Below are 26,604 nucleotides of genomic sequence, written 5' to 3'. Positions count from 1 at the left end.
GCGCGGTTCGGTCCGGTTCAGATCCGCCAGCGCTTGTAGAACCACGTCCACTGTTCGGGATGCTCGCGCACCCATTCCTCGACGATGGAGGTGATGGTCTGCATCGAGGCGTCGATGTCGATGCGGCCCTTTTCGTCGCGCGGCAGGTCGATCGGCGGGGTGCAGGTGATGCGGAAGCGCCCGCCCGGCAGGCGGATGACGCGCACCCCGTGCACCGGGCACTCATAGAGCCGGGCGAGGCGAGCGATCGTCGGGTTGGTGGTGCAGGGATGGCCGAAGAACTGCACCAGCGGGCCGCCGCGCCGGGCCTGATCGACCAATATGCCGAGATGCTTGCCCTGCTCCAGCACGCTCGCCAGCTCGAACACCGCGACATGGGAGGCGGCGACGAGGTTGCCCATCACCTGTGCCCGGGCGTTGAACAGCAGATCGGCGAAGAACGCGTTGTCCGGGGCGCGGAACAGCACCGCGCTGTCCAGTCCCTGCGCCGCCGCGGCGATGGCCGGCAGCTCCCAGTTCGCCAGATGCGCGGTGAAGACGAGGGCCGGCTTGCCGTCGATCCGCATGGCGGTGAACTGCGTCGCGCCCTCGACCTCGATCCGACTTTTCGCCGGCTCCCACATGTTGAACTGCCAGATGCGGTCGAGGTGCACGAACTCGCCGCCCATGCGGCCGAGATTGTCCCACATGCCGCGGGCGATGGCGCGGTGCTCGGCCGCGCTCCTATCGGGATAGGCGAGTTCGAGATTGGCCAGCGTCTGGGTCTGGATCGGGGTCAGCGGGCCGATCAGGCGGGCCCAGAAGGCGCAGGTCCATGCCGACAGCCGCGGGCCGATGAGGCGCAGATAATGCGTCAGCGCCCACACCGCGGCCGAGAGCGCGGCATTGCGCAGCCGCGTCATCCAGGGAAGGGGGCGGGACATGATGCGCGCGCTGCCGTTCGGCGATCAGAAGCGGATGACGACCTTGCCGAACACCCGGCGGGTTTCCAGCCGCTCCAGCCCGGCGCCGAAATCCTCCAGCGCGAACTCCGAGTCGATGACGGGCAGCACGCCGCGCTCCATCCGCTTCAGCCCGTCGGCGATGGCGCGGATCGGTGCGCCGAAGGAGCCGATGATGCGGTACTGGCGCTGGAAGAGCTGCATGAGGTTCATGTTCACCGAGACGCCCGAGGTCGAGCCGCAGGTGACGAGGCGCGCGCCGGGCCGCATGGAGAGCAGCGAGCCGTTCCACGTCTCTGCGCCGACATGCTCGAACACGACGTCGACGCCCTTCTTCTTGGTGATCTTGCGCACCTCGTGCTCGAAGCGCTCGGTCTTGTAGTTGATGACGTGATCGGCGCCGAGAGCGGTCGCCTTGGCGCATTTCTCGTCGTCGCCGGCGGTGGTGATGACGGTGCAGCCGATCTCCTTGGCCATGCGGATCGCCACCGTGCCGATGCCCGAGCCGGCGGCGTGCACCAGCACCGTCTCGCCCGGCTCGAGCTGGGCGTTGTCGAACAGCATGTGCTCGACGGTGGAGAAGGTCACCGGCGCGCAGGCGGCGTCGACCCAGGAGATGCCGTCGGGGATCTCGACGCAGAGCCGCTCCTTGATGTTGAGGCTGTCGCGGGCGAAGCCGTCGACATGGAAGCCCATGACCCCGGCCACCTCCTCGCAGAGATTGTCGCGGCCCGCTTTGCACATGCGGCACTGGCCGCAGGTCAGCGCGCCGTACATCGCGACCTTGGAGCCAGGCTTCAGGCGGGTGACGCCCGCGCCGGTGGCCACCACCTCGCCCACCGCCTCGGCGCCCACCACGAGGGGCATCTTGCGCTTGGCGAAGGCCATGCCGCGCCAGCCCCACACGTCGATGTGGTTGAGCGCGAGCGCCTTGACCCGCACCTGCACCTCGCCGGCCGCCGGCGCGCCGGGCTCGGGCAGCTCGGTGAGGGTGAGGTTGCGGTCGGACACGAGTTGAAGGGCGCGCATGGCAGGCTCCGGCAGAGGCCGCGCGTTCCGCCTGCGTCACGACCCTGCCGTGGCCCGCGGGCCGGCCGGTCGCGGCGCGCGGGCTGGCGCGGCGCTTGAAGGCACAAAGATGGGGGTGGATAGCGAAATCAGCGCTGGATGGCTAGTGCGGCGGTCAACCCGCCATCGACCGGCAGGGTTGCGCCGGTGACGTAGGCGGCGCCCGGCGAGAGCAGGAAGCCGACCACGGCGGCCACATCCTCGGGTCTGGCGAAGCGGCCGAGCGGGATTTGCTTCTCGACATTGGCGCGATAGGCGGCGTAGCGCTCCAGCATGGCGGTGTCGACGAAGCCGGGCGCCACCGTGTTCACCGTCACCCCGCGCCGGCCGCTCTCGATGGCGAGCGTGCGGCAATAGGCGGCGAGCGCGGCCTTGGAGCCGGAATAGATGCCGTTCCCCGGATTGGCGACCTCAGCCGCGATGGAGCCGATGGCGACGATCCGCCCCTCGCGCGCCCGCGTCATCGGCCGCAACAGCGCGCCGGCGATCCTCACGAAGGACCAGTAGTTCACCTGCATCAGCTCTTCGGCCTTCGCCTGCTCCACCATGGCGGCGAGCGTGTCGTAGCTCATGCCGGCATTGTGCACGAAGCCGAAATAGGCCGGCTCCTCGGCGATGCGCCCGGCGAAGGCGCCGACCGCCTCCCGGTCCGCGAGGTCGAGCGAATGGGCGGCAAGCACGGCGTCCGGCTTCTCGGCCTTCACCGCGGCGATCAGCGCCTCGGCCTCGCTGGTGGCGGTGCGTACGGTGAAGGCGACATCGAAGCCGGCGAGCGCCAGCGCCTTCACGATGGCGGCGCCGACGCCGCGGCCACCGCCGGTAACCAGAACGCGGGGTAGGCTCATGGGGAGGATCCTTCGGCAAGCGAGGCCGCGCGGGTGCGGCACGAACAGGGCGGGTCGGCGCAGATATGGGTCGGCGCAGGCATAGGTTGGTGCAGGCACGGGTCGGCACGCGCCGGCGCACCGCCCCGCACCGTCGCGTGGGCGTTCTCGCCTGTTTTTCCGCGCCGCGCAACGGGTGCCGCACGGCAGCGGTGTCCTGCTCCGGCACGGCTGCCCTGCACGGTCCGCAGGGCGAAAAGGCGTGACGGACCGTTGGCCCGCGCCTATAGATAGGGTAGGGGACTATCCCATGTCGCACACCGCCGCCCATAAGACCGATCTCGTCGCCCGCCTGCGCCGCATTGCCGGGCAGGTCGCCGCCCTCCAACGCGCCGTCGAAGCCGAAGCCGGCTGCGCCACCGTGCTGCACCAGGCCGCCGGCCTGCGCGGCGCGGTGCACGGGCTGATGGACGAACTGGTCGAGGACCACATGCGCCAGCATCTCGCGCGCCCCGGCCTCACCGATGCCGAGCGGGCCGCGGCCGCCGACGAGCTGATCGCCGCCATACGCCGCTACGCCAAATAGGAGACGCGCCATGGGAGCCGATCCGAACGTCGCCGATCCCACGCTTCAGCCGCACGAGCACGTTTTTCTCGGCACCGCGCACGACGCCAATGCGCGCCGGACCCGGCACGTCGTGCTGCTCACCGCGGCGATGATGGTGGGCGAGATCGTGGCCGGCTTCGCCTTCAATTCGATGGCGCTGCTGGCCGACGGCTTCCACATGGCGACCCATGCCGGCGCGCTCGGCGTGGCGGCGCTGGCCTATGCCTATGCGCGCCGCCACGCCCGCGACCCGCATTACAGCTTCGGCACCGGCAAGGTCGGCGACCTCGCCGGCTTTGCTTCGGCGCTGGTGCTCGGCATGGTGGCGATCGGCATCGCGGTGGAATCGGCCGGGCGCCTCGCCGCCCCGCAGCCGGTGGCCTTCCTGGAGGCGACGCTCATCGCGGTGGCGGGGCTCGTCGTGAACATCATCAGCGTGGTGCTGCTGGGCGGGCACGGCCATTCGCACGGCCACGCCCATGGCCACGGCCACGCCCATGAGAGCCATTCACACCACGATCACGCGCATGGGGCGCATGTGCACGACCATCCCCATCACGGCCACGAGCCGGCGCGCGGCGACGCCGACAACAATATGCGCTCGGCCTATGTCCATGTGCTGGCCGACGCGCTCACCTCGGTGCTCGCCATCGCGGCCCTGCTCGGCGGGCGCTTCCTCGGCTGGGTCTGGCTCGATCCGGCGATGGGGCTGGTGGGTGCGGTGGTGATCGCGAGCTGGTCGTGGACATTGATCCGCGACACCGCCGCCGTTTTGCTCGACACCAGCGATCCCGCGTTGGAGCGCGAGATCCGCGCCAAGGTGGAAGGCCCCGGCGATGCGCGGATCCTCGATCTTCACGTCTGGCGCGTCGGCCCCGCGGCCCATGCCGCCATCGTCAGCATCACCGGCGCCGACCCCGCCGACATCCGCCGCCGCCTCGGCCCGGTCGAGGGCATCGGGCATCTCACCGTGGAGGCGCGGTAGGGAGCATCACACGCGGTCGTCATCCGGGCCGGGGCGCAGCGACGAGCCGGGATCGCCTGCGGCCGCCGGGAGCGAAATCCCCCCGCGCGGCGGCAGGCCAAGCTCCGGCGGCGGGCGATCCCGGATCGGGCCGACGCCCCTCCGGGACAACCGCTTCAGCGAAAGCCGGACGCGACTGCGCGCGCCGCCCTCACTCCGGCTCGCCGGTGAGGATCAGGCAGACATTCTGTCCGCCGAAGCCGAAGGAGTTGGACATCACCCGGCCCACCTTGGCGTCGCGGGCGACGTTGGGCACCACGTCGAGCGGAATGGCCGGATCCGGCACCTCGTAATTGATGGTCGGCGGGATGCGGCCATTGGCGATGGTGAGCAGCGAGACCACCGCCTCGATCGCGCCCGCCGCCGTCAGCGTGTGCCCGATCATCGACTTGTTGGACGAGACCGGGATGCCGGGCAGCCGCTCGCCGAACACCGCCGACATGCCGGTGAACTCCATGCGGTCGTTCTCCGGCGTCGAGGTGCCGTGGGCGTTGATGTAGTCGATCTCCTCCGCCGTGATCCCGGCATCGGCCAGCGCCGAGCGCATGCAGCCGATCACCGGCTTGGCGTCCGGCGAGGAGCGGGTGCGGTGGAAGCTGTCGGCCATTTCGCCGACGCCCTCGACCACGCCGAGGATCTTCGCCCCGCGCGCCCGGGCGTGCTCCAGGCTCTCCAGCACCAGCGCGCCGGCGCCCTCGGCGATGATGAAGCCGTCGCGGTTCTTGGCGAAGGGACGCGAGGCGGCGGCCGGGTTCTCGTTGTTGGTCGAGAGCGCGGAGAGCAGCGAGAAGCGGATCAGCGCCTCGGCGGTCACCGAGCCGTCGGTGGCGATGGAGAGCGCGGCCTCGCAGTCGCCGCGGCGGATCGCCTCGACCGCGAGCTGGATCGAGGTGTTGCCGGAGGCGCAGGCGGTGGACAGCGAGATCGGCTGGCCCTGCGTGCCGAAGCGGTCGGCGAGGTGGTCGGCGATCGAGCCGTAGACGAAGCGCTCGTGCCAGGTGCCGTGGTCGTTGTTCTCTGCGGCGCGCAGCAGGTCGTCATAGGTGAGCGGGCCGTTGGGCGCCGCCTCGCGGGCGAGGATGCGGCGCTCGGGCCATTCCAGCTCGATCGGCGGCACCGCGCAGAACAGCGGGCCGGGGAAGCGGCCGCGCGTGCCGAGCCCGGCCTCCGCGACGGCTTCCTCGGCGGCCAGCGCCGCCAGTTCCTCGGAGAGGTCCGGCGCGCTGCGGCGTCCGCCCGGCAGATAATCCACCGTGCCGGCGATGGTGGTCTTCATGGTGTCGATCGGAAAGCGGGTGATGCGGTGGATGCCGCTCTCGCCCGCCGTCAGCTTCGCCCAGTTGTCCTGCTTGCCCTGGCCGAGCGAGGTCACGAGGCCCATGCCCGTGACGACGACGATGGGCCGGCCGGCCTTGTCGGTAGTGGAGGTCATGTTCTGCTCCCCGGCTCCCCCTGCGGAGGAGCCGCCTTTATCCTGTCGCGTCAGGCGCGCTCGACCAGTGCGACGCCTTCGCCGCGCCAATGCCCCACCCCGGTCACGATGGCACGGGTCAACGCGCCGTCGAAAGGCTTTTCGATCGGCTCGCCTTCGAGCGGGGCGAACAGCCTGCCATGCGAGACGGCGAGCGCCGCCAGCGCCAGCGCCACCGGGAACTGCGCCTCGAGGCTATGGCCGAGGCGGTCGGTGACGGAACGCACCGGCAGGCCGGTCTTCGCCAGCACCTCGGCCTCGGCCCGGGTCGGCTCCGGCGCGCCGGTGGCGCCCGAAAGGATCGCGGTGCCGGGGGCTGCGGGGTCGGCGAGGCCGATCAGGTGGTCGAGCGTCGCGGTGACGGCGGCCTCGGTTCCCTCCTGCGCGCGGCGGGCGCGGTCGGACCACACCCCGCTCAGCTTGGCGATGGGCGTGGCGCCGCGCGCCTTGGCGTGCTCGGGGCTCTCCAGCACCAGGAAGGCGCCGGCCGAGCCGGTCGGCACGCCCTTGGCGGCTTTGAGAACCGGCGACCACGGCGCCTGCATGGCGAGGTGGCGCAGCGCGAAGAGCAGCAGCATGTCGCGGCGCTCGGCATTGTAGGCCCCGCCCACCAGCGCGATCTCGCTGGTGCCGGCGGCGATGCGCGCCCAGCCGATGCGCACCGCGTCGACGCCGGAGCTTTCCTCGCCCATGAAGGTGCGGGAAGAGCCGGTCACGCCGTGCACGATCGAGATGTTGCCCGCGAGCAGGTTGGAAAGCTGGGCGAGGAACAGGGTCGGGCGCAGGTCGGCCTGGAGGCGCTCGGAGAGGTAGAGCTCCGGATTGGGCTGCTTCTCGATCTCGGACAGGATCGAGCCGTCCACCGCCTGGTCGCGCTCGCCGCCGCCGGCGGCCACCACCATGTCGGTCGTGCCGAGAATGTCCTTGTTGCCCTTGATGCCCGCCGAATCGAGCGCGAGGCCGGCGGCGTAGGTGCCGATGCGCTGCCACGGCTCCATCTGGCGCTGGTCGCCACGCTTCGGGATCTGCTTGTCCAGCTCGAGCTTGGCGAGCGGGTGCACGACGTAGGGCGCGAAGCTCGTCTCGTCCCGAACCGGGGCGGGGGTGTCGGCGAGCGCGGCCCAGTGGGCGTCGAGGCCTTCGCCCAGCGAGGAGACGAGGCCGACGCCGGTGATCCAGACCTCGCGGCGAGCGGGCTGGCGACGATCAGACATGAGACAGCTTTCCGGTAGCGGGGGGGACCGCGTCGGCGGAGAGGGCGGGCGCGTCGACGACACCCGCCGGGGGCTCCATCGGCATGCCGATCCGCTCGGCGGTGGAGAGGAGATAGCCGCGCAGCTCCGGCGCGGGGAAGGCCATGGTCTTGATGGTGAGTTCGGCATTGCAGACGGGCTTGCCGTCCACCTTGCCGCGGGCGGCGAGGCGGCCATAGCCGGAGCCGTCATGCAGCAGCTCGGCCTCGACCTCGATGGTCTGGCCGGGGGTCACGAAGTTGCGCAGCTTGCCCTTCTCGACGCTGGCAAGGAAGCCCATGCGGTCGAAATTATGAAGCCGCAGCAAAAGGATGCCGGCGGTTTGCGCCATGATCTCGAACAGCAGGACGCCCGGCAGCAGCGGATGGCCCGGGAAATGACCCTCGAAGATCGGGCTTTCGTCGGGCACCACATTCGCGGTCCTGATCGTTTTGGCCTCGAGGTCGAGCTCGAGAACCTTGTCGACCATCTGGAAATATTCGAGCCGCATCGCTGTTCCCGCCTTACTGCACCCGCTCATCGTCCATCGCGGCGCCTGAGCGATCAGGCGGCGGCGAGGGTTCGTACGGCCGATGACGAGCCCCGCCGGACGACGCCCCGGAGGGGGCCCCGCTGCGGGCGGCTCGATCGGTCCGCTCATCGTCCGGTGCGGCCAGGGCCGCACCCCGTCGCGCGCACCGTGGAGGCGGCGCGCGCGGCCTGACGCCGCTGCGGCGTCAGGCCTTCGCCGATCAGGCGCCGATCAGGCGTTCTTGGCTGCGATCAGCTCGTCGATGCGCGCGCAGAGATTCTTGAGCACGAAATACTGCTCGGTGGTCGCCTTGCCGTCGTTCACTTCCTGGGTCCACTGCTCGAGCGGCAGCTTGATCCCGAAGGCCTTGTCGATGGCGAAGGCGATGTCGAGGAAGTCGAGGCTGTCGATGCCGAGATCGTCGATGGCGTGGCTTTCCGGCGTGATGTTCTCGCGCGGGATGTCGCACGTCTCGGCGATGATGTTGGCGACGGTATCGAACGTGGAAGACATGAATGCCTCTGGTCTCGGGTGGCCGTTGCCGGCCAAGGTGGGCGGCCGGGCTGGTGGGCGGCCGAGGGTCATCGGGCACGCCGCGACCGCATGCCTCGCGGGCGGGTCCCTCAGGGATGTCGGCCCGTATACCTAAGCATCAACGGCCTTTCAATGGCAGTGGGGTCATTCCGTCTTTCGCGGTCTTCGCGGCGTGACTTCCATGCCCCAGCGTTTAAGCTCCGCTTCCCGCGCGTCAGGGGCGCCGATCAGCCCACTGCGGCGGGCCGCCGGGTACCGGCGAAAGCAAGGACGGGGGACGCCAGATGAACCGCCAGATGAACCGCCGGAGGCCCCCCTGCGCGCTGAAGGTGCTCGGCGTCGCGTTGCTGTCGCTGGGTTTCGTCGCGGCGGCCGGCGCGCAGACGCCCCTGCCGCCGAAGCCGATTCCCCAAACCGCTCCCGTACTCGCCCCGGTACCCGCCCCCTTGGCAAAACCGGCCCCCAGGGCGGCGGCGAAGCCCGCGGCCGCACCGACCCCGCCAGCCAAGCCGGAGAGCGTCAAGCCGGGAGACGCCGCGGCCGCCGCCGCCCCTGCCATCGCCGCGCCCGCCGCCGCGCCGGAAGCGCTGCCGCCCAAGACCTATGCCCGTCCCGAGCTTTCGGAAGCCGCCCGCCGGCTGGAGGCGCAGCTCCGCCGGGGCCGCCAGCCGCTCGCAAAGCCCGCCGCGCAGCTGCGCCGCGACGCCGATGCCGCGCTCGCCCGTGGCGACGCCCGCAGCGCGGCCGACCTCTATGCCCAGCTTGCCACCGCGGCGCCGGAGGATCCGGGCCTGTGGCTGCGGCTCGGCCGCGCGCTGGTCGCCATCGCGCCGAAGCCCGACGAGGACCGCTACGTCTTCCTCGACCGCGCCGAGGGCGCCGGCTTCCTCGCCTATCGCCGCGCCACCACGGCGGAAACGGAGGCCGACGCGCTGTTCTTCCTCGGCCGGCTGTTCGCCGATCGCGGCGTCTACCGCGCCGCGCTCGACACCCTGCTGGCCGGCCTCGCGCTGAAGGAGGTGCCGGCCGAGGGCGCCTTCTACGACAAGCTGCGCGAGGAGCAGGGCTTCCGCATGCTCGACTTCAGCGTCGATTCCGACGCCGCCAATCCCCGGCTGTGCGTGCAGTTCTCCGAAAGCCTCGCCGGCGGCGGCGTGGACTATGCCGCCTTCGTCCGGGTCGGTCAGGACGGCCAGTGGCAGGACCGGCCGGCGGTGAGCGCGGAGGGCCAGCAGCTCTGCATCGACGGGCTCCGGCACGGCCAGCGCTACGATGTCGAGCTGCGCGCCGGCATTCCCTCGGTGATTCCCTCCGAGAGCCTGCAAAGGCCCGCCAGCCTCACCGTCTATGTCCGCGACCGGGCTCCGGCCGCGCGCTTTTCCGGGCGCACCTATGTGCTGCCCCGCACCGGCCCGCGCGGCATCCCGGTGGTGAGCGTGAACACCACGCGGCTCAATGTCGAGGTGCTGCGAATCGGCGACCGTTCGCTGCTGCCGACCGCCGTGGACGGGGCGTTCCTCAACACCCTCTCCGGCTTCGACCGCCAGCAGCTCCAGAACGGACGCGCCGAGCGGGTCTATCGGGGCGAGCTGGAAACGGCCTCGCCGTTGAACGAGGACGTGACGACCTCCTTCCCGGTCGACGAGGCGGTGGGCACGCTCGCGCCCGGCGTCTACGTGCTGACCGCCGCTCCCGTCACCGACGCCGTCACCCCGGACGAGGAGGATTTTGCCGAGCGGGCGACGCAGTGGTTCATCGTCTCCGATCTCGGCCTCACCGCGCTGACCGGCGAGCGCGGCCTCACCGTGCTGGTGCGTGCGCTCGGCACCGCCGATCCGCTGGCCAATGTGGAGGTCCGGCTGGTGGCAGCCTCCAACGAGATCCTCGCCACCGCCCGGTCCGACGCCAACGGCATGGCTCGCTTCGATCCGGCGCTGATGCGCGGCGCCGACGGTTTCGCTCCCGCGCTGGTCGTCGCCAGCCGGGAGGCCGACTACGCCTTCCTGAACCTGCGCGACCAGGCCTTCGACCTCACCGACCGGGGTGTCGGCGGGCGCCCGGCACCGGGCCGGCTCGATGCCTTCGTGACGCCGGAGCGTGGCGTCTACCGCACCGGCGAGACGGTGCATGTCACCGCGCTGCTGCGCGATCCGCAGGCCGACGCGGTGCCGGGCGTCCCGCTCGTTCTGGTGCTGAAGCGCCCGGACGGCGTCGAGGACCGCCGCGTGCTGGCGCAGGACGCCGGGGCCGGCGGCCGGGCGGTCGATCTCCCCGTCATGGCCGGCGCCATGACCGGTACCTGGCGGATCGAGGCCTATGCCGACCCGAAGGGCGCGCCCATCGGCACGGCGTCCTTTCTGGTCGAGGATTATGTGCCTGAGCGTCTCGACCTGACGCTCACGCCGTCCGCGCCCACCATCTCGGCGAAGGCGCCCGTCCGCATCGCCGCCGACGGGCGCTGGCTGTTCGGCCCGCCCGCTGCGGGACTTTCCATCGAGGCGGAGACCGAGCTGGCGGCGACCGATGAGCGCCCGGGCTTTCCCGGCTGGCGCTTCGGCGAACCCGATGACGGCTTCACCGCCCAGCGCACCCCGCTCGCCGAGGTTCCGGTGACCGGGCCGGACGGCAAGGCGACGCTGGCCGTCGCGCTGCCGGCGGCGAGCCCGACCCAGCGCCCGCTGACCCTCACCGTGCTGGCCCGGCTGGTGGAGCCCGGCGGACGCGCGGTGGAGCGCAGGGTGGCGCTGCCGGTGGTGCCGGCGGCGACCGCGCTCGGCGTGAAGCCGCTTTTCGACGCCGGCAACCTCGCCGAGAGGTCCGATGCCGGCTTCGAGGTGGCGGCCATCGACCCGCAGGGCCGGCAGGTCGTTCAGGCCGGTGCGACGTGGCAGCTCTTCCGCGTCGAGACGCGCTACCAGTGGTACCGCCTCGGCGGCACCGGCGGCTCCTGGAATTTCGAGCCGATCCGCACCACCCGCAAGATCGCCGACGGCACGATCGACCTTCCCGCCGGCGGCACCGCGCGGCTCTCGATGCCGGTGGAGTGGGGCAGCTACCGGCTGGAGGTGAGCGGGGGCGGAGCGACCACCGCCGTGCCCTTCACCGCCGGCTGGGGCGGCGGCGCCACCGCCGAGGTGCCGGACCGGCTGGAGGTGGGGCTCGACAAGGCGCACTACGCCGCCGGCGAGACGATGACGGTGAACCTCACCGCCCGCACCGCCGGTTCGGCGACGGTCATGATCGTCGGCGACGGCGTGCTCGCCGCGCGCACCCTGGCGGTGCCCGCGGGCGAGACCAAGGTCGATTTCAAGGTTTCGGCGGAATGGGGGCCGGGCGCCTATGCGCTCGCCTTCCTGCATCGCCCGCTCGATGTCGCCGCCGGGCATAACCCCGGCCGGGCCATCGGCCTCGCATGGTTCGGCGTCGACACCGCCGCCCACACCTTGAAGGTAGCGCTGGAGGCGCCGGCACATATCCGCCCCGAGACGACGCTGACCGTGCCGGTGAGCCTCACCGGCGTGGCGCCAGGGCAGGAGGCCTATCTGACGCTCGCCCTCGTCGATGTCGGCATATTGAACCTCACCGGTTTCAAGACGCCGGACCCGGAGGCGTTCTATCTCGGCCAGCGCGCGCTCTCGACCGCCGTGCGCGACTTCTATGGCCAGCTCATCGACGGAATGGCCGGAACCCGTGGCCGCCTGCGCTCCGGTGGCGATGCCGGGGGCGCGGGCCTGACCGGCGAACCGCCCACCGGCCCGCCGCTGGCGCTGTTCTCCGGCGTGGTGAAGGCGGATGGCGAGGGCAAGGCCACCGTCTCCTTCGACATCCCGCCCTTCGAGGGCACCGGCCGGCTGATGGCGGTGGCGTGGTCCGCGGGCCAGGTCGGCCATGCGGAGCAGGACGTCGCGATCCACGACCCCGTGGTGCTGCTGCCGACCTTGCCGCGCTTCCTCGCCATGGGCGACCGCTCGACGCTGCGGCTCGACCTGCACAATGTCGACGGTGAGGCCGGCGAATACGGTCTCGACATCGTCACCGACGGCACGCTCCGGCTCGACATCGCCGCCAATATGGTGCCGCGCTCGCTGCTGCTGGAGAAGGGCGCCCGGCAGAGCGTGGTGCTGCCGCTTGCCGGCACCGGCATCGGGCCGGGCACGATCGGCATCCGGCTCACCGGGCCGGGCGGCCTCGCCATTTCGCGCGATTTCACGCTGGATGTGACGCCGGCCTATCCGGCCATCACCCGGCGCAGCGTGCGCACGCTCCAGCCCGGCGAGGGCCTGACCCTCGGACCGGACCTGCTGGCCGACCTCGTGCCCGGAACCGGGCGCGTCGCCGTCTCGGTGCGGCCCGATGCGGCGCTCGACACCGCGGGGCTGCTGCTGGCGCTCGACCGCTACCGCTTCTCATGCTCCGAGCAGCTCACCAGCCGGGCCATGCCGTTGCTCTATCTCGACGAGCTGGCCGGGCCGGGCCTGCAACTGGAGCACAAGCCGGCCGAGGTGATCGACGACGCGATCGCCCGCCTCGTGTCCCGGCAGGGTGCCAACGGCTCCTTCGGCCTGTGGAGTGCGGGCGGCGACGATATCTTCCTCGATGCCTATGTCACCGACTTTCTGACCCGTGCCCGAGAGCGCGGCCATCAGGTGCCCGACCAGCCGCTGGCGCAGGCGCTGGACCGGCTGCGCAATGCCCTCGCCATGGCGGGGGAGGGCAGTGGCCCGACCGATGAGGGCCTCGCCTATGCCGCCTATGTGCTGGCCCGCAACGGACGTGCCCCGCTCGGTGATCTGCGCTATGTCGCCGACACGCGGCTGGAGGAGGTGAAGACCGGCTTCGCCCGCGCCAACATCGCCGCCGCGCTCGCCATGCTCGGCGACCGGGAGCGGGCCGGGAAGGTCTTCGCCGCGGCGCTTGAGCTCATCCCGACCGTCGCCGAACGGGAGAGCGTGTCGCGCGCCGATTTCGGCTCCGGGCTGCGCGATGCCGCCGGCGTCGCGGCACTGGCCGCCGAAGCGAGCTTTCCTGCCGAGGCCAGCGCCGCCCGCACCCGGCTGGGCGCCGCCTTCGCGAGCGTCTCCCGCACCTCGACGCAGGAGGAGGCCTGGCTGCTGATGGCCGCCCGAGCGGTGCGGGGAGGGGCTGGCGTGGTGCTGGATGTCGACGGCGTCCGGCAGGAGGGGCTGTTCGAGCGCATTCTCGACCCGGCTGGACTGACTGGTCACCTCACTGCACTGACCAACCACGGCCCGACACCGGTCGATGCGGTGGTCTCCATCGAGGGCCCTCCCGCCGCGCCCGAGCCCGCCGCCTCCCACGGGCTGAGCCTGACGCGCCGTTATTTCACCATGGACGGCACCCCGGCCGACCCTGCGAAGGTCCTGCAGAATCAAAGGCTTGTCGTGGTATTGACGATAACTGAAGAGGAAGCTGCTCCTGCCCGCCTGCTGCTGGTGGACCATCTGCCCGCCGGTTTCGAGATCGACAATCCCCGTCTGGTCGCGGGCGGCGAGGCCGGGACGCTGCCCTGGCTGCCGGAAACCACGGAAACAGAGCACACCGAGTTCCGCGACACTCGCTTCATCGCCGCGTTCGACCGGACGCAAGTAACGGATAATGCAGGAGAATTGACGGTGTCCTATATCGTGCGCGCGGTGTCTCCCGGCACCTATGCGCACCCGCCGGCCATGGTCGAGGACATGTACCGCCCCGACCGTTTCGCCCGCACCGCCGCCGCGAAAACCGAGATCGGCGGAGCCGCCCCATGAGCCGGGAAGGGGGCGGCGCACGCTATCCCCTCTGGCTCCGAGGGGCCGTCGCCCTCGGTCTTGCCGCGACGATTTTCGTTGGGGGAACATACACTTGGGTTCTCGGCGTGCGTGCCGCCGCACCACCTCCACCCCATCTCGTGACATCGGTGGAGGTGCAGGATCGCAATGCCCGCCTGCTGCGTGCCTTCCCCCTGGGCGATGGCCGCTGGCGCCTCGCGGCGACGCCGCAGGAGGTCGACCGGCGCTATCGCGATCTTCTTGTGGCGTATGAAGATCGAAGGTTTTACAATCACTTGGGTGTCGATCCCGTCGCCCTGGCGCGCGCCGCACTGCAGATGCTGTGGCATGGCCGCATCGTGTCCGGCGGCTCGACCCTCACCATGCAGGTCGCCCGCCTGCTGGAGCCGCCCCGCGCCCGAACGCTCGGCGCCAAATTCGCCGAGATGCGCCGCGCCATCGAGTTGGAAGCGGGCCTCTCAAAGGATGAAATACTAAGTCTTTATATGAGTTTGGCGCCTTATGGCGGCAATCTGGAGGGCGTGCGCGCAGCGAGTCTTTCCTATTTCGGCAAGGAACCACGGCGCCTCACTCTGGGGGAAGCGGCATTGCTCGTCGCCATCCCGCAGGCTCCCGAAAGCCGCCGTCCCGACCGCTTCCCGGATGCTGCCCGTCACGGTCGTAATCGTGTGCTCCAACGCCTTGGCGATGCAGGACTTTTCGGCGCATCGGAGATGATCATGGCAAGCAGCGCCGCCCCGCCATCCGCCCGCCTCGACATGCCCGCCCTTGCCAGCCACGCCGCCGAGGCCGCCCGACGGGAGCGACCCGGCCTCGCCGTCCATCGCCTCGCAATCGACCGGAATATGCAGGAACGGCTGCAAAGTCTTGTAATGGAACGGATTCCTGCTCTGCAACAGGGCGTCTCGATGGCGTTGATGGTGCTCGACAACGCGACCGGCGAGGTGCTGGCCCGGGTCAGCGGCGCCGATCCGGCGGACACCGCCCGCGCCGGGGCCGTGGATCTGACGCGCGCGGTACGCTCCCCCGGATCGACGCTCAAACCCTTCATCTACGGTCTCGCCTTCGAGGATGGGCTGGCCCATCCGGAGACGCTGATCGACGACCGCCCGACACGATTCGGTGCCTATGCTCCCGAGAATTTTGATCTGGACTTTCAAGGCACTGTGCCGGTTCGTGAGGCTCTGCAGCTCTCGCTCAACGTGCCCGCCGTCCAATTGCTGCAAGCGGTGGGACCGCAACGCCTTGCGACCCGCCTCGCATCGGCGGGCACGCGCCTGATGCTGCCGCCCGGCGAGATTCCCGGACTTGCCGTGGGGTTGGGCGGCGTGGGTATCCGGCTGGAGGATCTCGCGGCGCTCTACGCCGATATCGCGCGGGGAGGCGACGTACGATCGCTCATGGACAGGCTCGATACGCGCGTGACCGATCCCCTCGCCAAGGGCCGCCTGCTCAGCCCGGTCGCAGCCTGGTATCTCGCACAGGCCCTCGCCGGCACGCCGCCGCCGCAGAACGCTGCGCCCGGGCTCATCGCCTTCAAGACGGGCACGTCCTTCGGCTATCGCGATGCTTGGTCCGTGGGGTTCGACGGTCGGCGCACCGTTGCCGTCTGGGTCGGGCGACCGGATGGGCAGCCGGTGCCCGGCATGGTCGGCCGGCAGGTCGCTGCGCCCGTCCTGTTCGACGCCTTCGCGCGGATCGTGAAGCGACCCGCGCCTCTGGCGCCGGCACCGCGGGGCGCCCTGGTGGCGCGAAATGTGGAATTACCACCGCCGTTGCGACGTTTCGGTCGTCCGTCCGGCCTTGCCGAAGCCGACGGGCCGCGCATTGCTTATCCGCCTGAAGGGGCCGCGCTCGAAAGCGACACCGACGTGCCTCTGGCTCTCAAGGTACGCGGGGGACAAGGGCCGCTTCAGATGTTGGTGGACGGCGTGCCCGTCCCAACCGAAGCGGCTGGATCAGGCACCCTGTTCTGGCAGCCGTCCGGCCCGGGCTTCAGGCGACTGACCGTCATGGATGCGGTCGGATCAAGTGATAGCGTCACTGTGCGGGTGCACTGAAAGTCGCGTTCGAACCGTGATCAGCGACCGTGGACCGCCACGCGACTGATGTCATTGCGGGTCAGACCCCGGGCGGCGAGCGCGGTATCCGACAGGCGAGCAAGCGCGTCATAGCGAAGAGCGATCTGGCGACCTTCGCCAACCGCCTCAAAAAACGACGCGACGGCGCGAACGACCCGGGAAAAGAACTCGGGCGAGGTCTGGTGGGTGATCGAGAGGGTGCTCATGAAAGGGCTCCGTATTTAGTATACCAAATATAGCCTTTCTTGTGCGTTGCGAAATACCCATCTGCGCATGCCTGAACTGCGAAGGCTGCATGAGAGATGTGACGCTGTCGGGCGTGGCGGAACAAAGGTTTATAGTGTTCCGGCCTGCACAATTTGGCTTGTGCATCGCGACGGGTCGCTTCATCGCCAATGGCGAGGCGGTGCTCTCCTGGGCCCGCCGGGCGTTGGCAAGACGCATCTGGCCGTCGCCATCGGGCGCGAAGCCATCGTCGCCGGCTACTCGGCCCTGTTCACGCCAGCGACGACGCTCGTCGCCCAACTGGCCAAGGCCCATGGCGAAGGCAGGCTGGAGGGGAGGCTGACGCACTATGGGAAACCCAAGCTGTTGATCGTTGACGAGCTCGGCTATCTGCCCTTCGAACCCCATGCCGCGCATCTGTTCTTCCAGCTCGTTAGCCGCCGCTACGAGCGCGGCGCCATGCTGGTGACATCGAACCGGGCGGTCGGGGAATGGGGCTCGGTCTTGGGAGAACCCGGTCGTCGCCACCGCCATCCTCGATCGGCTGCTGCATCACAGCCACGTCATCACCATCCGGGGCGATAGCTATCGTCTCCGCGAAAAGCGTCGCAGCGGTCTTCTGCAGAAGGCCGCTGCGACGCCTCAACCCGCAACCGCCTGAGAGGCAATCGGCATGGGGGTCAGTTCCTCATGGCGTCAGGGGGCTAATTCCGAATGTCGCTGGACTGGGAGAGATGGTGTGTTCACGCGGATGATGGAAGGTCTGTCCACTCAGGGGGCCGAGCATCAGACCGTCATGATCGACGCGACCGACCTTCCCCGCGTGGTTGCCGACGAGGAGAACAACCTCAGCCCAGCGATGCGGCGATTGCTCACCGAGCTGTTCGACGACGTCAAGAATCGCGAGGTCCGGATCAAGGAGGTCACCGGAGAGATCGAGACCGTCGCCGCGGCTGACGATACGGCGCGCTGGCTAATGAGGGTGCCAGGCATCGGTCACTCGCCGCAACTGCCCTGCGGGCGCCGCCCGGCCGGGGTCTGCAGTTCCGCAAGGCGCGCGACATGGCGGCCGAGCTCGGCCTCGTGCCGCGGGAGTACTGACCGGCGTCAAGACGACCCCGCTCGGCATCAGCAAGCGAGGGAGCTCATATCTGAGACGCCTCCTCATCCACGGCGCCCGATCGTGCCTGCTCCATCTCGACCGGTCCCGCGATCGCCTCGGGAGCTGGGTGGACGGCCTGCAGCGCCGGATGCACAACAACAAAGCCACCGTGGCGCTCGCCGCCAAGATGGCCCGCGTCGCCTGGGTGGCGATCACCAGGCCGGGCGCAACCTACGAGCGGCGTGGGCTGGTGGCAGCCTGACCCACGCCTTCGACCAGCTGCGAGGCACGGGAGAGTGATGATGAGACAGTTGGTCGGCGCACCGTAAGCTCTGGGCAAAAAAGCGTGCTTACAGCCCGAGCCAGTTATTCGAGAACGGGGTGCGCAGATCTCATCATGGTCTGGCTGCAACAACAGCCCACTTGCGAGAGGCCGGATACATTTATGCAGGCTGGATCGTCAGACCGAACCTGAACCTTGCAACGACAGGAGGATCATACATTTTTCCAAGCGCCTCGCGCAGCGTCACGACGTTCAGCATCGGTTCCACCAGAAGCTTCTTGAACTTGAGGTTCTCCTCGACCAACGAATTCATTCGTTTTACCAGGCATCGGATGCAGTGACTAGAAGATAATCGCAGATAAAAACGAAGATTGTTTCAATGATATATTTCGTCAGATTGATCGTACAACCGTAACCAGCGGTCGCATTACTGGAGTAACCAGTTTGGGATCTTGAATCACGACACGCTCAGACGCGCAAAATTATGAGGCCGCTGCCTAACACGATATTCGGGCTCTTGCCACCGCATTCCAACCAGACCTGCTTCATGTTGGACTGGCCGGAATAGCTAAGGAAGTACTTGCTGACCTCGGTCCAGCCGGTAAAGGCGAGGCAGTCGACATCCATGTGCAGGCCGAGCGCCTGGCCCGCCGTCTCGCCGAAGCCGGGGACCACATTAAGCACGCCGGGCAGAATACTGGCTTTCAGAGCCAGCTTCGCCCGCCGCAATGCGGAGAGCGGCGAGTGTTCGGCGGGCTTCAGCACCGCTCTGTTGCCTGAGGTGAGCGCCGGCGCCAGCTGCCAGGTTGCCATCTCCAGAGGGTCGTTCCACGGCCCGAAAGCGCCGACCACACCAAGCGTTTCACCCCGAACCAGAGCGAGATTGCCCGGCGCGGTCGGCACTGTCACCGGGGGATCAGAACGGGAAGACGCGCTTGCCCATCTGGATGGTGACCCACTTCACCTCGGTGAGTTCTTCGAGCGAATAGCGGCCGCCCTCGCGACCGAATCCGGAGTTTTTCACGCCGCCAAAGGGCACGTGCGGCTCGTCGGAAATAGTCGTGTCATTGACATGCACCATCCCGGATTCGAGCCGGAGCGAGAGGTCCATCGCCTTCTGCAGATCATTGGTGATCACGGCCGCCGCAAGGCCGTACTCGGTGTCGTTGGCGATGCGCAAAGCGTCTTCCTCGTCCTCGGCGCGGAACAGCGAGACCACCGGGCCGAAGCTTTCCTCTTGATAGATGCGCATGTCGGGCGTCACGCCGGACAGCACGGTCGGCTGGTAGAACTGCCCCTCATGCGTGCCGCCCATCACGACGGCGGCGCCCTTCTCCTGCGCATCGGCGAGCTGGCTGTCGATGAAGTCGCACTGGCGGGCGCGGATCAGCGGGCCGATCACCGTATCCGGATCGCGCGGGTCGCCAACCTTGATGGTGGCGGTCTTCGCCTTGAACTTCTCCATGAAGGCATCGAACAGCGGCGCCTCTATGATGACCTTGGAGTTGGCCATGCACACCTGCCCCTGATGCAGGAAGATGCCGAAGGCGGCGGCGTCCACCGCATAGTCGAGATCGGCGTCCTTCAGCACGATGAGCGGGCTCTTGCCGCCCATTTCCAGCGTGAACTTCTTGAGATACTTGGCCGCTTCCACCGCGAGGTGGCGGCCGGTGCGGGTCGAACCGGTGAAGGTGATCATCTTCACCCGTGGATCGGCGATCAGCAGGTCGCCGACCTCGGCCGGCACGCCCGGCACGACGTTGAGCACGCCCGGCGGCAGGCCCGCCTCCTGGAAAAGATCGGCGATCAGCGCGCCGGAGACCGGCGTCTCCTCGGAAGGCTTAAGGATGAAGGTGTTTCCGGTCGCCAGCGCATAGACGATCTTCTTCATCGACAGCAGGAAGGGCGAGTTGAACGGCGCGATGCCGGCGATGACGCCGAGCGGCTTGCGCACCGAGATAGAGAGCTGCCCCGGCATCGTCATCGGCATGGTCTCGCCCATGACGTGACGCGCATCGCCCGCCGCCGTGCGCAGCGCATCGACCACATACTCGATCTCCCACAGCGCCTTGGAGAACACCGAGCCACATTCCTCGATCAGCATGTCGCGGATCACCGGCGTGCGGCGCTGGATCACGTCCGCCGTGCGCAGCAGCAGCACCTCGCGCTCGGAAACCAGCGTCTTGCCCCAGCTCTGCGCGGCGCGGTGGGAGGACTCGATGGCGCGCCGCACCTCTTCGGCACCCGCCTGCTGGGTGCGGGCGAACACCTCGCCGGTGGCGGGATTGCGATCGTCCACCAGCTGGTTGCGGGAAGACGTCACCCACTCGCCGTCGATGAAGAGCTTGTAGTGCGGGATGCCGTCGACGAGATCGAAGGAAGCCGGGTTCATGGTGTCCTCGTGGAAGGTTTTGTTCTTGTCAGAATGCGGGCGCGTCAGCTGTAGGAGGTGACGCCGAGATGATCGCGCAGGTGCTTGCCGGTATATTCGGTGCGGAAGAAGCCGCGCCGCTGCAGCTCCGGCACGACGCGGCGGGTGAAATCCTCCACTCCCGTGGGGTAGTGGGTCGGCACCACGAGGAAGCCGTCGCAGGCATCCGCTTCCCGCCATGCCTGCATCCGGTCGGCGACCGTCGCCGGCGCGCCGACCAGCTTCAGATAGCTGCCCTCGGCAAAACGACGCGCCGTCTGGAGGATTGAGAGGTTCTCGCTGCGGGCAAGGGCGACGATGGCGCTGCGATGAGACTTGCCGGCATTGGTTTCCGGCAGATCCGGCATCGGGCCATTCAGATCATATGTGCGGAAGTCGACACCGCCGGAATGCGGCATGAGGTGGCTGATGGCGAGCTCTTCCGGGATTAGCTCCCGCATCCGTATGCGCAGCTCCTGCGCCTCCTCATCGGTTGTGCCGACGATCGGCGTGGCCCCGACGAGGATCTTGATCTTGTCCGGGTCGCGACCGAAGCGGACGGCACGCGCGCGGATATCGTCGCGGAAGGCCCGGCTCTCGGCGATATCCGTCTGCAGGGTGAACACCACATCGGCCGTGCGTGCCGCGAGTTCTCGCCCCGGCTCGGACGATCCGGCCTGGAAGATCACCGGCCGGCCCTGCGGGCTCCGCCCCATGGTGAGTGGCCCGCGAACCTTGAAGAACTTCCCCTCATGGCGGAGGAAATGCATTTTTTCGACGTCGAAATAGACGCCGGTTTCCTTATCCCGGGTGACGGCGTCCTCCTCCCACGAGTCCCAAAGGCCGGTCACGACATCAATGAATTCGCTGGCCCGTTCATAGCGCGCGCCATGTTCGAGATGGGCGTCGAGACCGAAATTCTGCGCCTCGTTCTCGTTGAACGAGGTGACCAGATTCCAGCCGGCGCGGCCATTGCTGATGAAGTCGATGGAGGCGAAGCGGCGCGCGAGGTTGTAGGGCTCGTTGAAGCTTGCTGTCGAGGTCGCGGCAAGGCCGAGATGCTTCGTGTGCATGGCGAGGGCCGGCAGCACCATCATCGGATCGAAATGGATCGAGCGCGGGTGGGCGGCGCCATAGGTGTCGCCTTCCGCGATGTCATTGGCGCGCGGCAGGGCGGCCTGATCCTCGAAGAATATGGCGTCCAGCTTCGCTTCTTCCGCCAGCTGCGCCGCCCGCACATAGTGCTCGATGCCCACATCCATTTCAGGGATAGCGTCGGGCAGGCGCCATGCCCCCAGATGCTGCCCGGGAAACAGGAACAGAGCCAGGCTGAGCATTTTCTTCTGCATGTCGGATTACTCGTCTCGAAGCTGTTTCAGGCTGCACGAAAGACCGGGTTCACCTGTCCGGTGATCCCGCTCTCACGATCCCGCGCCTGTCCCTTGGAAGCCCTGCCGGGCGGCGGAGGTGGCGAGGCTCAGGTGGTGAAAGGTCAGGCGGCGGATCTCGACGCGCGAGGCTTCGATATGCGCGCGGATGAGGCGCTCGGCCCGATCCGCATCGCCATCCCGCACAGCGTCGAGCAGGGCGGCGTGCTCGTTATAGGTCGTGGCGATGCGCTTGGGGCTGACGAAGTCGAGGCGGCGAATGATGCGGATGCGGTCCGTCAGCTCGTCGAAGCTGCGCAGCATGGCGCGGTTGCCGAACAGGCCGACGATGGTGCGATGAAACATCTCGTCCTGCTCGGCGACGTGGTGCCCTTCCAGCGGACGCTGCCCGGCCGGCGCCTGCCAGAAGGCGACAAGCTCACCGAGCACCGGCGCTGAGGGGTGCGAAGCCGCGCGGCGCCAGGCGAGGACTTCCAGCTCGACGCGGAAATCGTAGAGATCCTCATAATAGGCGAGGTCGAGGGGGCGGACCATCCACGCCGAATGCCCGCCGACATTCGCGACGAAGCCTTCATGGGCAAGAATATGCAGCGCCAGCCGCAGCGGCGTGCGCGAGACCTCCAGCGCACCGCAGAGCTCCTGCTCGGAATAACGCTGTCCCGGCGGCATGCGGAAATCGAAGATCGCCTGTTTCAGCCGGGCATAGACGTCCTTCGCCAGCGTACGAGGCCTCTCGCCGGCCGGGATATCCGTTCGGTCGCCACCGGGACTGCCTGAAACCAAATTCGATATGGAATTCATATTGGGATCCCAAATTAAGCCGCACAGAAAACGTCGTTGCCGAACACTGTTGTGCCCAAAACGCCCGCCGCCGCGCCAACTTTTCTGGTGACTGTCTTTGATATATCTTGATGGATATAACGCCTCGAATGGCGCGGCGATGCAAGCCGGCCGGCTGCACAAATAATCGCCCGGCGCGATGAAACGTTGGTCGCCGGGAATGGCGAATTCGCCGCACCGGCCCGACTTCCATCTGTATATATCGATACGGAGTTGGCATGCCTTCCTCCTCGATCCTCCGGCACCCGGCCGCGCGCGCCTCCATCAGCGAGACGTTCCGGGGCTCCTAGACCTTCGAAGCCCCCGGCAGCGCGCTGACAGGCACGTCGCGCCGCCATCTCTTGGATCTGGCGCCCTCACTGCATTGCTTGGTCATCGACACCTGCCTGATGACGGGGGAACTGCGGCAGCTTTTGGTTAAGCTGCATCAGGCGACGCCCCCTCCGCCAGCGATCACAAGCTTAACGGCTATGCGGTGGCAGGTTCGGGTCGGAGCGATCTCACCAGCAAGACGCTGCACAAGGCGCTCGACAAGCGCCATGAGGGTGCACTCCGGCGTTTCGCCAAGTCGCACACGACGGCCGAGGTGCGTGGCCTCTGGCAGGATGCGCTCGCTCGTGGTGACATTCCCGCCTACTAGGCCGCCCTTACTGGGATCTCGTTTGGGCGGGCCGATGGGCGTCGCAGACATGGTGATCTACCGCTTGCTAGCAAGCGAGAAGAGGCTCATCGAGTGGCGGCTGTCACATGGCCAGCCGGTGCTCGGCATCTGTCTCAGCGCCCAACTCATGGCGGCCACTCTTGGAGCGCGCGTCTACGAGGGCGCGACCAAAGAAATTGGCCGGGGTGCGATATCGCTGACGACCAAAGGTTTTTCCTCACCGCTGGCCCCGCTTGCCCAAGACGGTGTCAGGGTTCTGCACTGGCATTGCGATATATTCGATCTCCGCGATAGTGCGCCGCGGCTGGCGTCCAATGCCGTCTATCCGAACCAAGCCTTCAGCTCTGGGGATGGCGGGCTTGCCCTGCAGTTTCACATCGAGGCGGATGCGCACGGGCTCGATGAGTGGTATATCGGTCATGCCGTGGAACTCGCTGGAACCGATATCGACGTATGGCTGCTGCGTAGAGACGGGCGGCATTACGCTCCCCCAGCCGCTGAAATTGCCGGCTCGGTGCTCAACCGCTGGCTGGATAATACGTTCGGCGAGACATATCCCGCTCTCGCCGGAGTGAATGTGGACTCTCCCGCGCTCTCGCCGTTGATGTCGGCTTGAGTACGCCATGGCGTCGTACTCTTTGGATATAAGCCGCATTTCGCAAAGATGTCAGACATTATGCTAGCGTATCACGCCTTCGCATCAACCATGTCGTTGGGTCATTTAAGCAGTCGGTATAACCGATTTTCTTGAGATTTATTGTAACTGTCTTAGTTTTATCATTGCGCTCTGATAGCAAAGCAAGACAGCAGCGTTAGAACTTCATTATATCCTCAACGCCCTCACCCGAAGAATAAAATACCTCTTGCCGATTTTAGAATTATCTGCGACCAAGTTATATCGGAAGATATATAGCTTGGTGCCCTCATGTCACTGTCGAGAGCGTTCGCCGCCTTCCTTGTCTTCCTCGCATCGCTCACGGGGACTGCGCGGGCGCAGGCTCCTGTAACCAGCACGCAGACGGTTTTCGCTGCCGCCAGCATGTCGGACGCCCTTCGTAAGGTAAACGATGCCTGGGTCGCCCATGGAAATGCATCGCTTCAGTTCAATTTCGCGGCGTCATCCACGCTGATCCGACAAATCGACCAGAGTGCCAAGGCTGCCGTCTTCATCTCCGCAGATGAGCGCTGGGCGGACTGGGGCATCGAGCGTGGCCTTCTGGTCAAATCATCGCGCGTATCGCCCATCGGCAACCGGCTCGTTCTCATCGCGCCCAACAACAGTTCTTTGACCAGGCTCGATCTGACGAAGACGACGGATCTCGTCGCACTGCTTGGCCGAAATGGTCGCCTCGCCACCGGCGATCCGGCGCATGTGCCAGTTGGACGTTACGCCGAACAGGCGTTGACCTGGATGAACCAGTGGACCGCCATCAACCCGCGTCTTGCCCGCGCTGACAGCGTCCGCTCGGCCATGCTGCTGGTCGAACGAGGAGAGGCGCCACTTGGCATCGTGTACGAGACCGATGCCGCCGTCTCCACCCGAGTGAAGATCGTCGGCATATTCCCGAAGGAGTCACACGAGGCTGTCACTTACCCCTTTGTCCTGGTCAAGGCGCAGGATTCGCCAGACGCCCGGGCTGTACTCGCCTTCCTCATCGGTCCCGAGGCTTTAGAAATCTACAGGTCGTTCGGCTTCACCACGCCCTGATGGCATGGCTCGGGTCCGACCATGTGGTTTGAACTCAACAATTACGAGTGGCAGGCGATCCGGCTAAGTCTGATCGTCGCAGCGAATGCGGTGGCCATGGGTCTCCCGGTTGCCATCCTCGTCTCGCTTTTGCTCAGATGGCCGCGCCTGCCATTTCGCTCCGTACTCAACATCGTCGTCCATTTGCCGCTGGTCCTGCCGCCCGTAGTGGTCGGCTGGATGTTGCTGGTGGTGTTCGGCGTTCGCGGGCCCATCGGCAGTCTGCTCAACGACTGGTTCGGGATCCGGCTTGTCTTCACCGCGTCCGGCGCGGCACTCGCCTGTGCCGTCATGACCTTTCCGCTGATGGTGCGCGCCATCCGACTGTCGCTCGACAGCGTGGACAGCGGACTGGAAGATGCGGCAAGCACGCTCGGCGCAAAGCGCCTCGACACCTTCTTCACTGTCACCCTGCCCTTGATGGCGCCTGGCGTCGTCTCGGGGGCGATCACAGCCTATGCCGCCAGTCTCGGCGAGTTCGGTGCGGTCATCACCTTTGCCTCGAACGTTCCCGGTCAGACCCAGACCCTGCCGCTGGCCATCTTCACAGCGCTGCAGACGCCGGGCGGGGAGGAGGCGGCCGCCAAACTGGCGACGATCTCCGTCATTCTGGCGGTTGGCGGCCTGTTGCTGGGTGAGTGGGTTGGAAAGCGGCTGCGCCCATGACGCTGGACATTCACCTCAAGCACACATTCCCGACATTCTCCGCGGATGTCGACATCTGCTTGCCGACGCCCGGAGTCACGGCGCTATTCGGCCCCTCCGGCTGCGGCAAGTCCACGGTGATGTCCGCGGTTTCCGGCCTGCTGAAGGCGGACGAGGTTCGCGTCGTTCTCGACGGCGTGGTTCTGTCTGATCTGCATCCGGCTGATCGTGGGGTTGGCGTCGTATTTCAGGACGGACGGCTGTTTCCACATATGACGGTCGATTCCAACCTGCGTTACGGCATGAAACGGGCGCAGGCAGGGCCGGTGGATTTCGCCGAAACCGTGGAATTGCTGGGTATTGGTCATCTGCTGGACCGCCGTCCCGGCAAGCTTTCCGGCGGCGAGCGCCAACGCGTGGCCATCGGCCGCGCCTTGCTCCGCCAGCCTCGCCTTCTCTTGATGGATGAGCCTCTCTCCGCGCTCGATGCCGGGCGCAAGGACGAAATCCTACCCTTCCTCACGCGCCTGCACGACGACATGCGTATTCCCATGCTTCTCGTCACCCATTCGATCGACGAGGTCGCGCGACTGGCCGACACGCTGGTGTTGATGCGCAACGGATCGGTCGTCGCTCAGGGACCCGTCGGCGACATTCTTACCCGTGCAGACCTTGACTTTGCTTCGGCAAACCAGGCCGGTGCCGTGATAGCGGCGCGGATCGTGTCGCACGATCCGACGCGCGGCTTGACTAAACTCGACGCAGGCGGCGTGATGATATGGATACCGATGATCGAGGAACCGCCTAGCGCCCGGCGTCGCATTCGCGTACCCGCGAGCGAAGTGTCGCTCGCTCTCGACGACCCGGGGCCGACCAGCGCCGACAACATCGTATCCGGCGTCGTGCTTAACCTGCGCGAGACGCCCGATCGCAGGATGACCCTAGTCGAAATCGCGGCAGGCCAGGCTCGCCTGCTGTCCCAGCTTACACCGGATGCAGCGCGCCAGCTTCGGCTCGAACCCGATATGCCGGTAAAGGCCCTGTTTAAGGCCATCGGCGTGCAGGTGGTGTAAGCGGATCCTTCAGGCGTGGGGTAAGACGGTCGACGCCCGGCACATCTGAGAGAGAGCTGGCTCGGGAAATTTGGACAGGTCGGATAAGTGGAGTTTCTGCCTGAAGGCGGCATGATGGCCGCGACAG

The 26,604-nt window shown here is 67.5% G+C and carries 21 protein-coding genes and 3 pseudogenes; 11 read left to right on the top strand and 13 right to left on the bottom strand.

Features of this window, described 5'->3' with window-relative positions:
- Positions 1-17: 17 nt before the first annotated feature.
- The 3 genes from MWN34_RS04350 to MWN34_RS04340 all read right to left on the bottom strand — a co-directional run bounded on the left by MWN34_RS04350 (position 18) and on the right by MWN34_RS04340 (position 2,854).
- Positions 18-923: a lipid A biosynthesis lauroyl acyltransferase gene (locus MWN34_RS04350; RefSeq protein WP_247026963.1), complete on the bottom strand. Its 906-nt coding sequence runs from the start codon at positions 921-923 to the stop codon at positions 18-20.
- A gap of 24 nt (positions 924-947) precedes the next feature.
- Positions 948-1,970 (bottom strand): zinc-binding dehydrogenase, encoded by a 1,023-nt coding sequence (locus MWN34_RS04345; protein ID WP_247026961.1) that lies wholly within the window; start codon positions 1,968-1,970, stop codon positions 948-950.
- Between the two features lie 128 nt (positions 1,971-2,098).
- Positions 2,099-2,854: an SDR family NAD(P)-dependent oxidoreductase gene (locus tag MWN34_RS04340; RefSeq protein WP_247026959.1), complete on the bottom strand. Its 756-nt coding sequence runs from the start codon at positions 2,852-2,854 to the stop codon at positions 2,099-2,101.
- Positions 2,855-3,143: 289 nt separating this feature from the next.
- On the opposite strand from MWN34_RS04340, the gene MWN34_RS04335 reads away from it, so the two are divergent.
- Positions 3,144-3,419 carry a metal/formaldehyde-sensitive transcriptional repressor gene (locus tag MWN34_RS04335; RefSeq protein ID WP_247026958.1) on the top strand — a complete coding sequence of 92 codons (276 nt, stop codon included), beginning with the start codon at positions 3,144-3,146 and terminating at the stop codon, positions 3,417-3,419.
- Positions 3,420-3,429: 10 nt separating this feature from the next.
- Positions 3,430-4,425: a CDF family Co(II)/Ni(II) efflux transporter DmeF gene (dmeF, locus tag MWN34_RS04330; protein WP_247026956.1), complete on the top strand. Its 996-nt coding sequence runs from the start codon at positions 3,430-3,432 to the stop codon at positions 4,423-4,425.
- A gap of 190 nt (positions 4,426-4,615) precedes the next feature.
- On the opposite strand, the gene MWN34_RS04325 is transcribed toward dmeF, so the two are convergent.
- The 4 genes from MWN34_RS04325 to MWN34_RS04310 all read right to left on the bottom strand — a co-directional run bounded on the left by MWN34_RS04325 (position 4,616) and on the right by MWN34_RS04310 (position 8,212).
- Complete coding sequence (locus MWN34_RS04325) at positions 4,616-5,896, bottom strand: beta-ketoacyl-ACP synthase (protein ID WP_247026954.1); 1,281 nt, start codon at positions 5,894-5,896, stop codon at positions 4,616-4,618.
- A 50-nt stretch (positions 5,897-5,946) separates the two neighbouring features.
- Entirely contained in the window at positions 5,947-7,149 is a 1,203-nt protein-coding gene (locus tag MWN34_RS04320) for a beta-ketoacyl-ACP synthase (protein WP_247026951.1), read from the bottom strand.
- Complete coding sequence (locus tag MWN34_RS04315; RefSeq protein ID WP_247027602.1) at positions 7,142-7,678, bottom strand: 3-hydroxyacyl-ACP dehydratase FabZ family protein; 537 nt, start codon at positions 7,676-7,678, stop codon at positions 7,142-7,144. Before MWN34_RS04315 ends, MWN34_RS04320 begins: the two co-directional genes overlap by 8 nt.
- A gap of 252 nt (positions 7,679-7,930) precedes the next feature.
- A complete protein-coding gene (locus MWN34_RS04310; RefSeq protein WP_247026949.1) occupies positions 7,931-8,212 on the bottom strand; it encodes an acyl carrier protein in 282 nt (93 codons plus the stop codon).
- 305 nt (positions 8,213-8,517) lie between these two features.
- Here MWN34_RS04310 and MWN34_RS04305 point away from each other — a divergent pair, with 305 nt between their 5' ends.
- Both MWN34_RS04305 and pbpC read left to right on the top strand, forming a co-directional pair.
- Positions 8,518-14,001 (top strand): alpha-2-macroglobulin, encoded by a 5,484-nt coding sequence (locus MWN34_RS04305; RefSeq protein ID WP_247026947.1) that lies wholly within the window; start codon positions 8,518-8,520, stop codon positions 13,999-14,001.
- A gap of 107 nt (positions 14,002-14,108) precedes the next feature.
- Positions 14,109-16,082 (top strand): penicillin-binding protein 1C, encoded by a 1,974-nt coding sequence (gene pbpC / locus MWN34_RS04300; RefSeq protein WP_247026945.1) that lies wholly within the window; start codon positions 14,109-14,111, stop codon positions 16,080-16,082.
- Positions 16,083-16,102: 20 nt separating this feature from the next.
- On the opposite strand, the gene MWN34_RS04295 is transcribed toward pbpC, so the two are convergent.
- Positions 16,103-16,309 carry a DUF1127 domain-containing protein gene (locus MWN34_RS04295; protein WP_247026943.1) on the bottom strand — a complete coding sequence of 69 codons (207 nt, stop codon included), beginning with the start codon at positions 16,307-16,309 and terminating at the stop codon, positions 16,103-16,105.
- Positions 16,310-16,440: 131 nt separating this feature from the next.
- On the opposite strand from MWN34_RS04295, the pseudogene istB reads away from it, so the two are divergent.
- Together istB and MWN34_RS19750 are read left to right on the top strand one after the other, a co-directional pair.
- A pseudogene (istB, locus tag MWN34_RS04290) lies at positions 16,441-16,989 on the top strand (IS21-like element helper ATPase IstB).
- Positions 16,990-17,106: 117 nt separating this feature from the next.
- A pseudogene (locus MWN34_RS19750) lies at positions 17,107-17,692 on the top strand (transposase); the annotation flags it as partial.
- Between the two features lie 181 nt (positions 17,693-17,873).
- On the opposite strand, the gene MWN34_RS04280 reads toward MWN34_RS19750, so the two are convergent.
- The 5 genes and pseudogenes from MWN34_RS04280 to MWN34_RS04260 all read right to left on the bottom strand — a co-directional run bounded on the left by MWN34_RS04280 (position 17,874) and on the right by MWN34_RS04260 (position 22,312).
- Positions 17,874-18,026 (bottom strand): hypothetical protein, encoded by a 153-nt coding sequence (locus MWN34_RS04280; protein ID WP_247026941.1) that lies wholly within the window; start codon positions 18,024-18,026, stop codon positions 17,874-17,876.
- 188 nt (positions 18,027-18,214) lie between these two features.
- Positions 18,215-18,595: pseudogene (locus tag MWN34_RS04275) on the bottom strand (aldehyde dehydrogenase family protein); the annotation flags it as partial.
- A 34-nt stretch (positions 18,596-18,629) separates the two neighbouring features.
- A complete protein-coding gene (locus MWN34_RS04270) occupies positions 18,630-20,105 on the bottom strand; it encodes an aldehyde dehydrogenase family protein (RefSeq protein ID WP_247026939.1) in 1,476 nt (491 codons plus the stop codon).
- Between the two features lie 44 nt (positions 20,106-20,149).
- A complete protein-coding gene (locus MWN34_RS04265) occupies positions 20,150-21,472 on the bottom strand; it encodes an LLM class flavin-dependent oxidoreductase (protein ID WP_247026937.1) in 1,323 nt (440 codons plus the stop codon).
- A gap of 72 nt (positions 21,473-21,544) precedes the next feature.
- The gene (locus MWN34_RS04260) at positions 21,545-22,312 is read right to left on the bottom strand and encodes a GntR family transcriptional regulator (RefSeq protein WP_247026935.1); all 768 of its coding nucleotides are present in this window, start codon (positions 22,310-22,312) and stop codon (positions 21,545-21,547) included.
- A gap of 514 nt (positions 22,313-22,826) precedes the next feature.
- On the opposite strand from MWN34_RS04260, the gene MWN34_RS04255 reads away from it, so the two are divergent.
- From MWN34_RS04255 to modC, 5 genes are all read left to right on the top strand, one after another.
- Entirely contained in the window at positions 22,827-22,991 is a 165-nt protein-coding gene (locus MWN34_RS04255) for a hypothetical protein (protein ID WP_247026933.1), read from the top strand.
- Positions 22,957-23,628, top strand: coding sequence for a glutamine amidotransferase-related protein (locus MWN34_RS04250; protein ID WP_343311826.1), 672 nt, complete (start codon positions 22,957-22,959; stop codon positions 23,626-23,628). The genes MWN34_RS04255 and MWN34_RS04250 overlap by 35 nt, the downstream gene beginning before the upstream one ends.
- 309 nt (positions 23,629-23,937) lie before the next feature.
- Positions 23,938-24,720, top strand: a complete 783-nt coding sequence (gene modA, locus MWN34_RS04245; protein ID WP_247026929.1) for a molybdate ABC transporter substrate-binding protein — start codon at positions 23,938-23,940, stop codon at positions 24,718-24,720.
- 21 nt (positions 24,721-24,741) lie between these two features.
- Positions 24,742-25,425 (top strand): molybdate ABC transporter permease subunit, encoded by a 684-nt coding sequence (modB, locus tag MWN34_RS04240; RefSeq protein ID WP_247026927.1) that lies wholly within the window; start codon positions 24,742-24,744, stop codon positions 25,423-25,425.
- Positions 25,422-26,477, top strand: coding sequence for a molybdenum ABC transporter ATP-binding protein (gene modC, locus MWN34_RS04235; RefSeq protein WP_247026925.1), 1,056 nt, complete (start codon positions 25,422-25,424; stop codon positions 26,475-26,477). Before modB ends, modC begins: the two co-directional genes overlap by 4 nt.
- The last annotated feature ends 127 nt before the right edge of the window (positions 26,478-26,604 follow it).

Origin of the sequence: Ancylobacter crimeensis (assembly GCF_023016805.1) — a bacterium.
In the GTDB taxonomy this organism is placed as follows: Bacteria; Pseudomonadota; Alphaproteobacteria; order Rhizobiales; family Xanthobacteraceae; genus Ancylobacter; species Ancylobacter crimeensis.
This window is presented reverse-complemented; position numbering and strand designations above follow the sequence as displayed.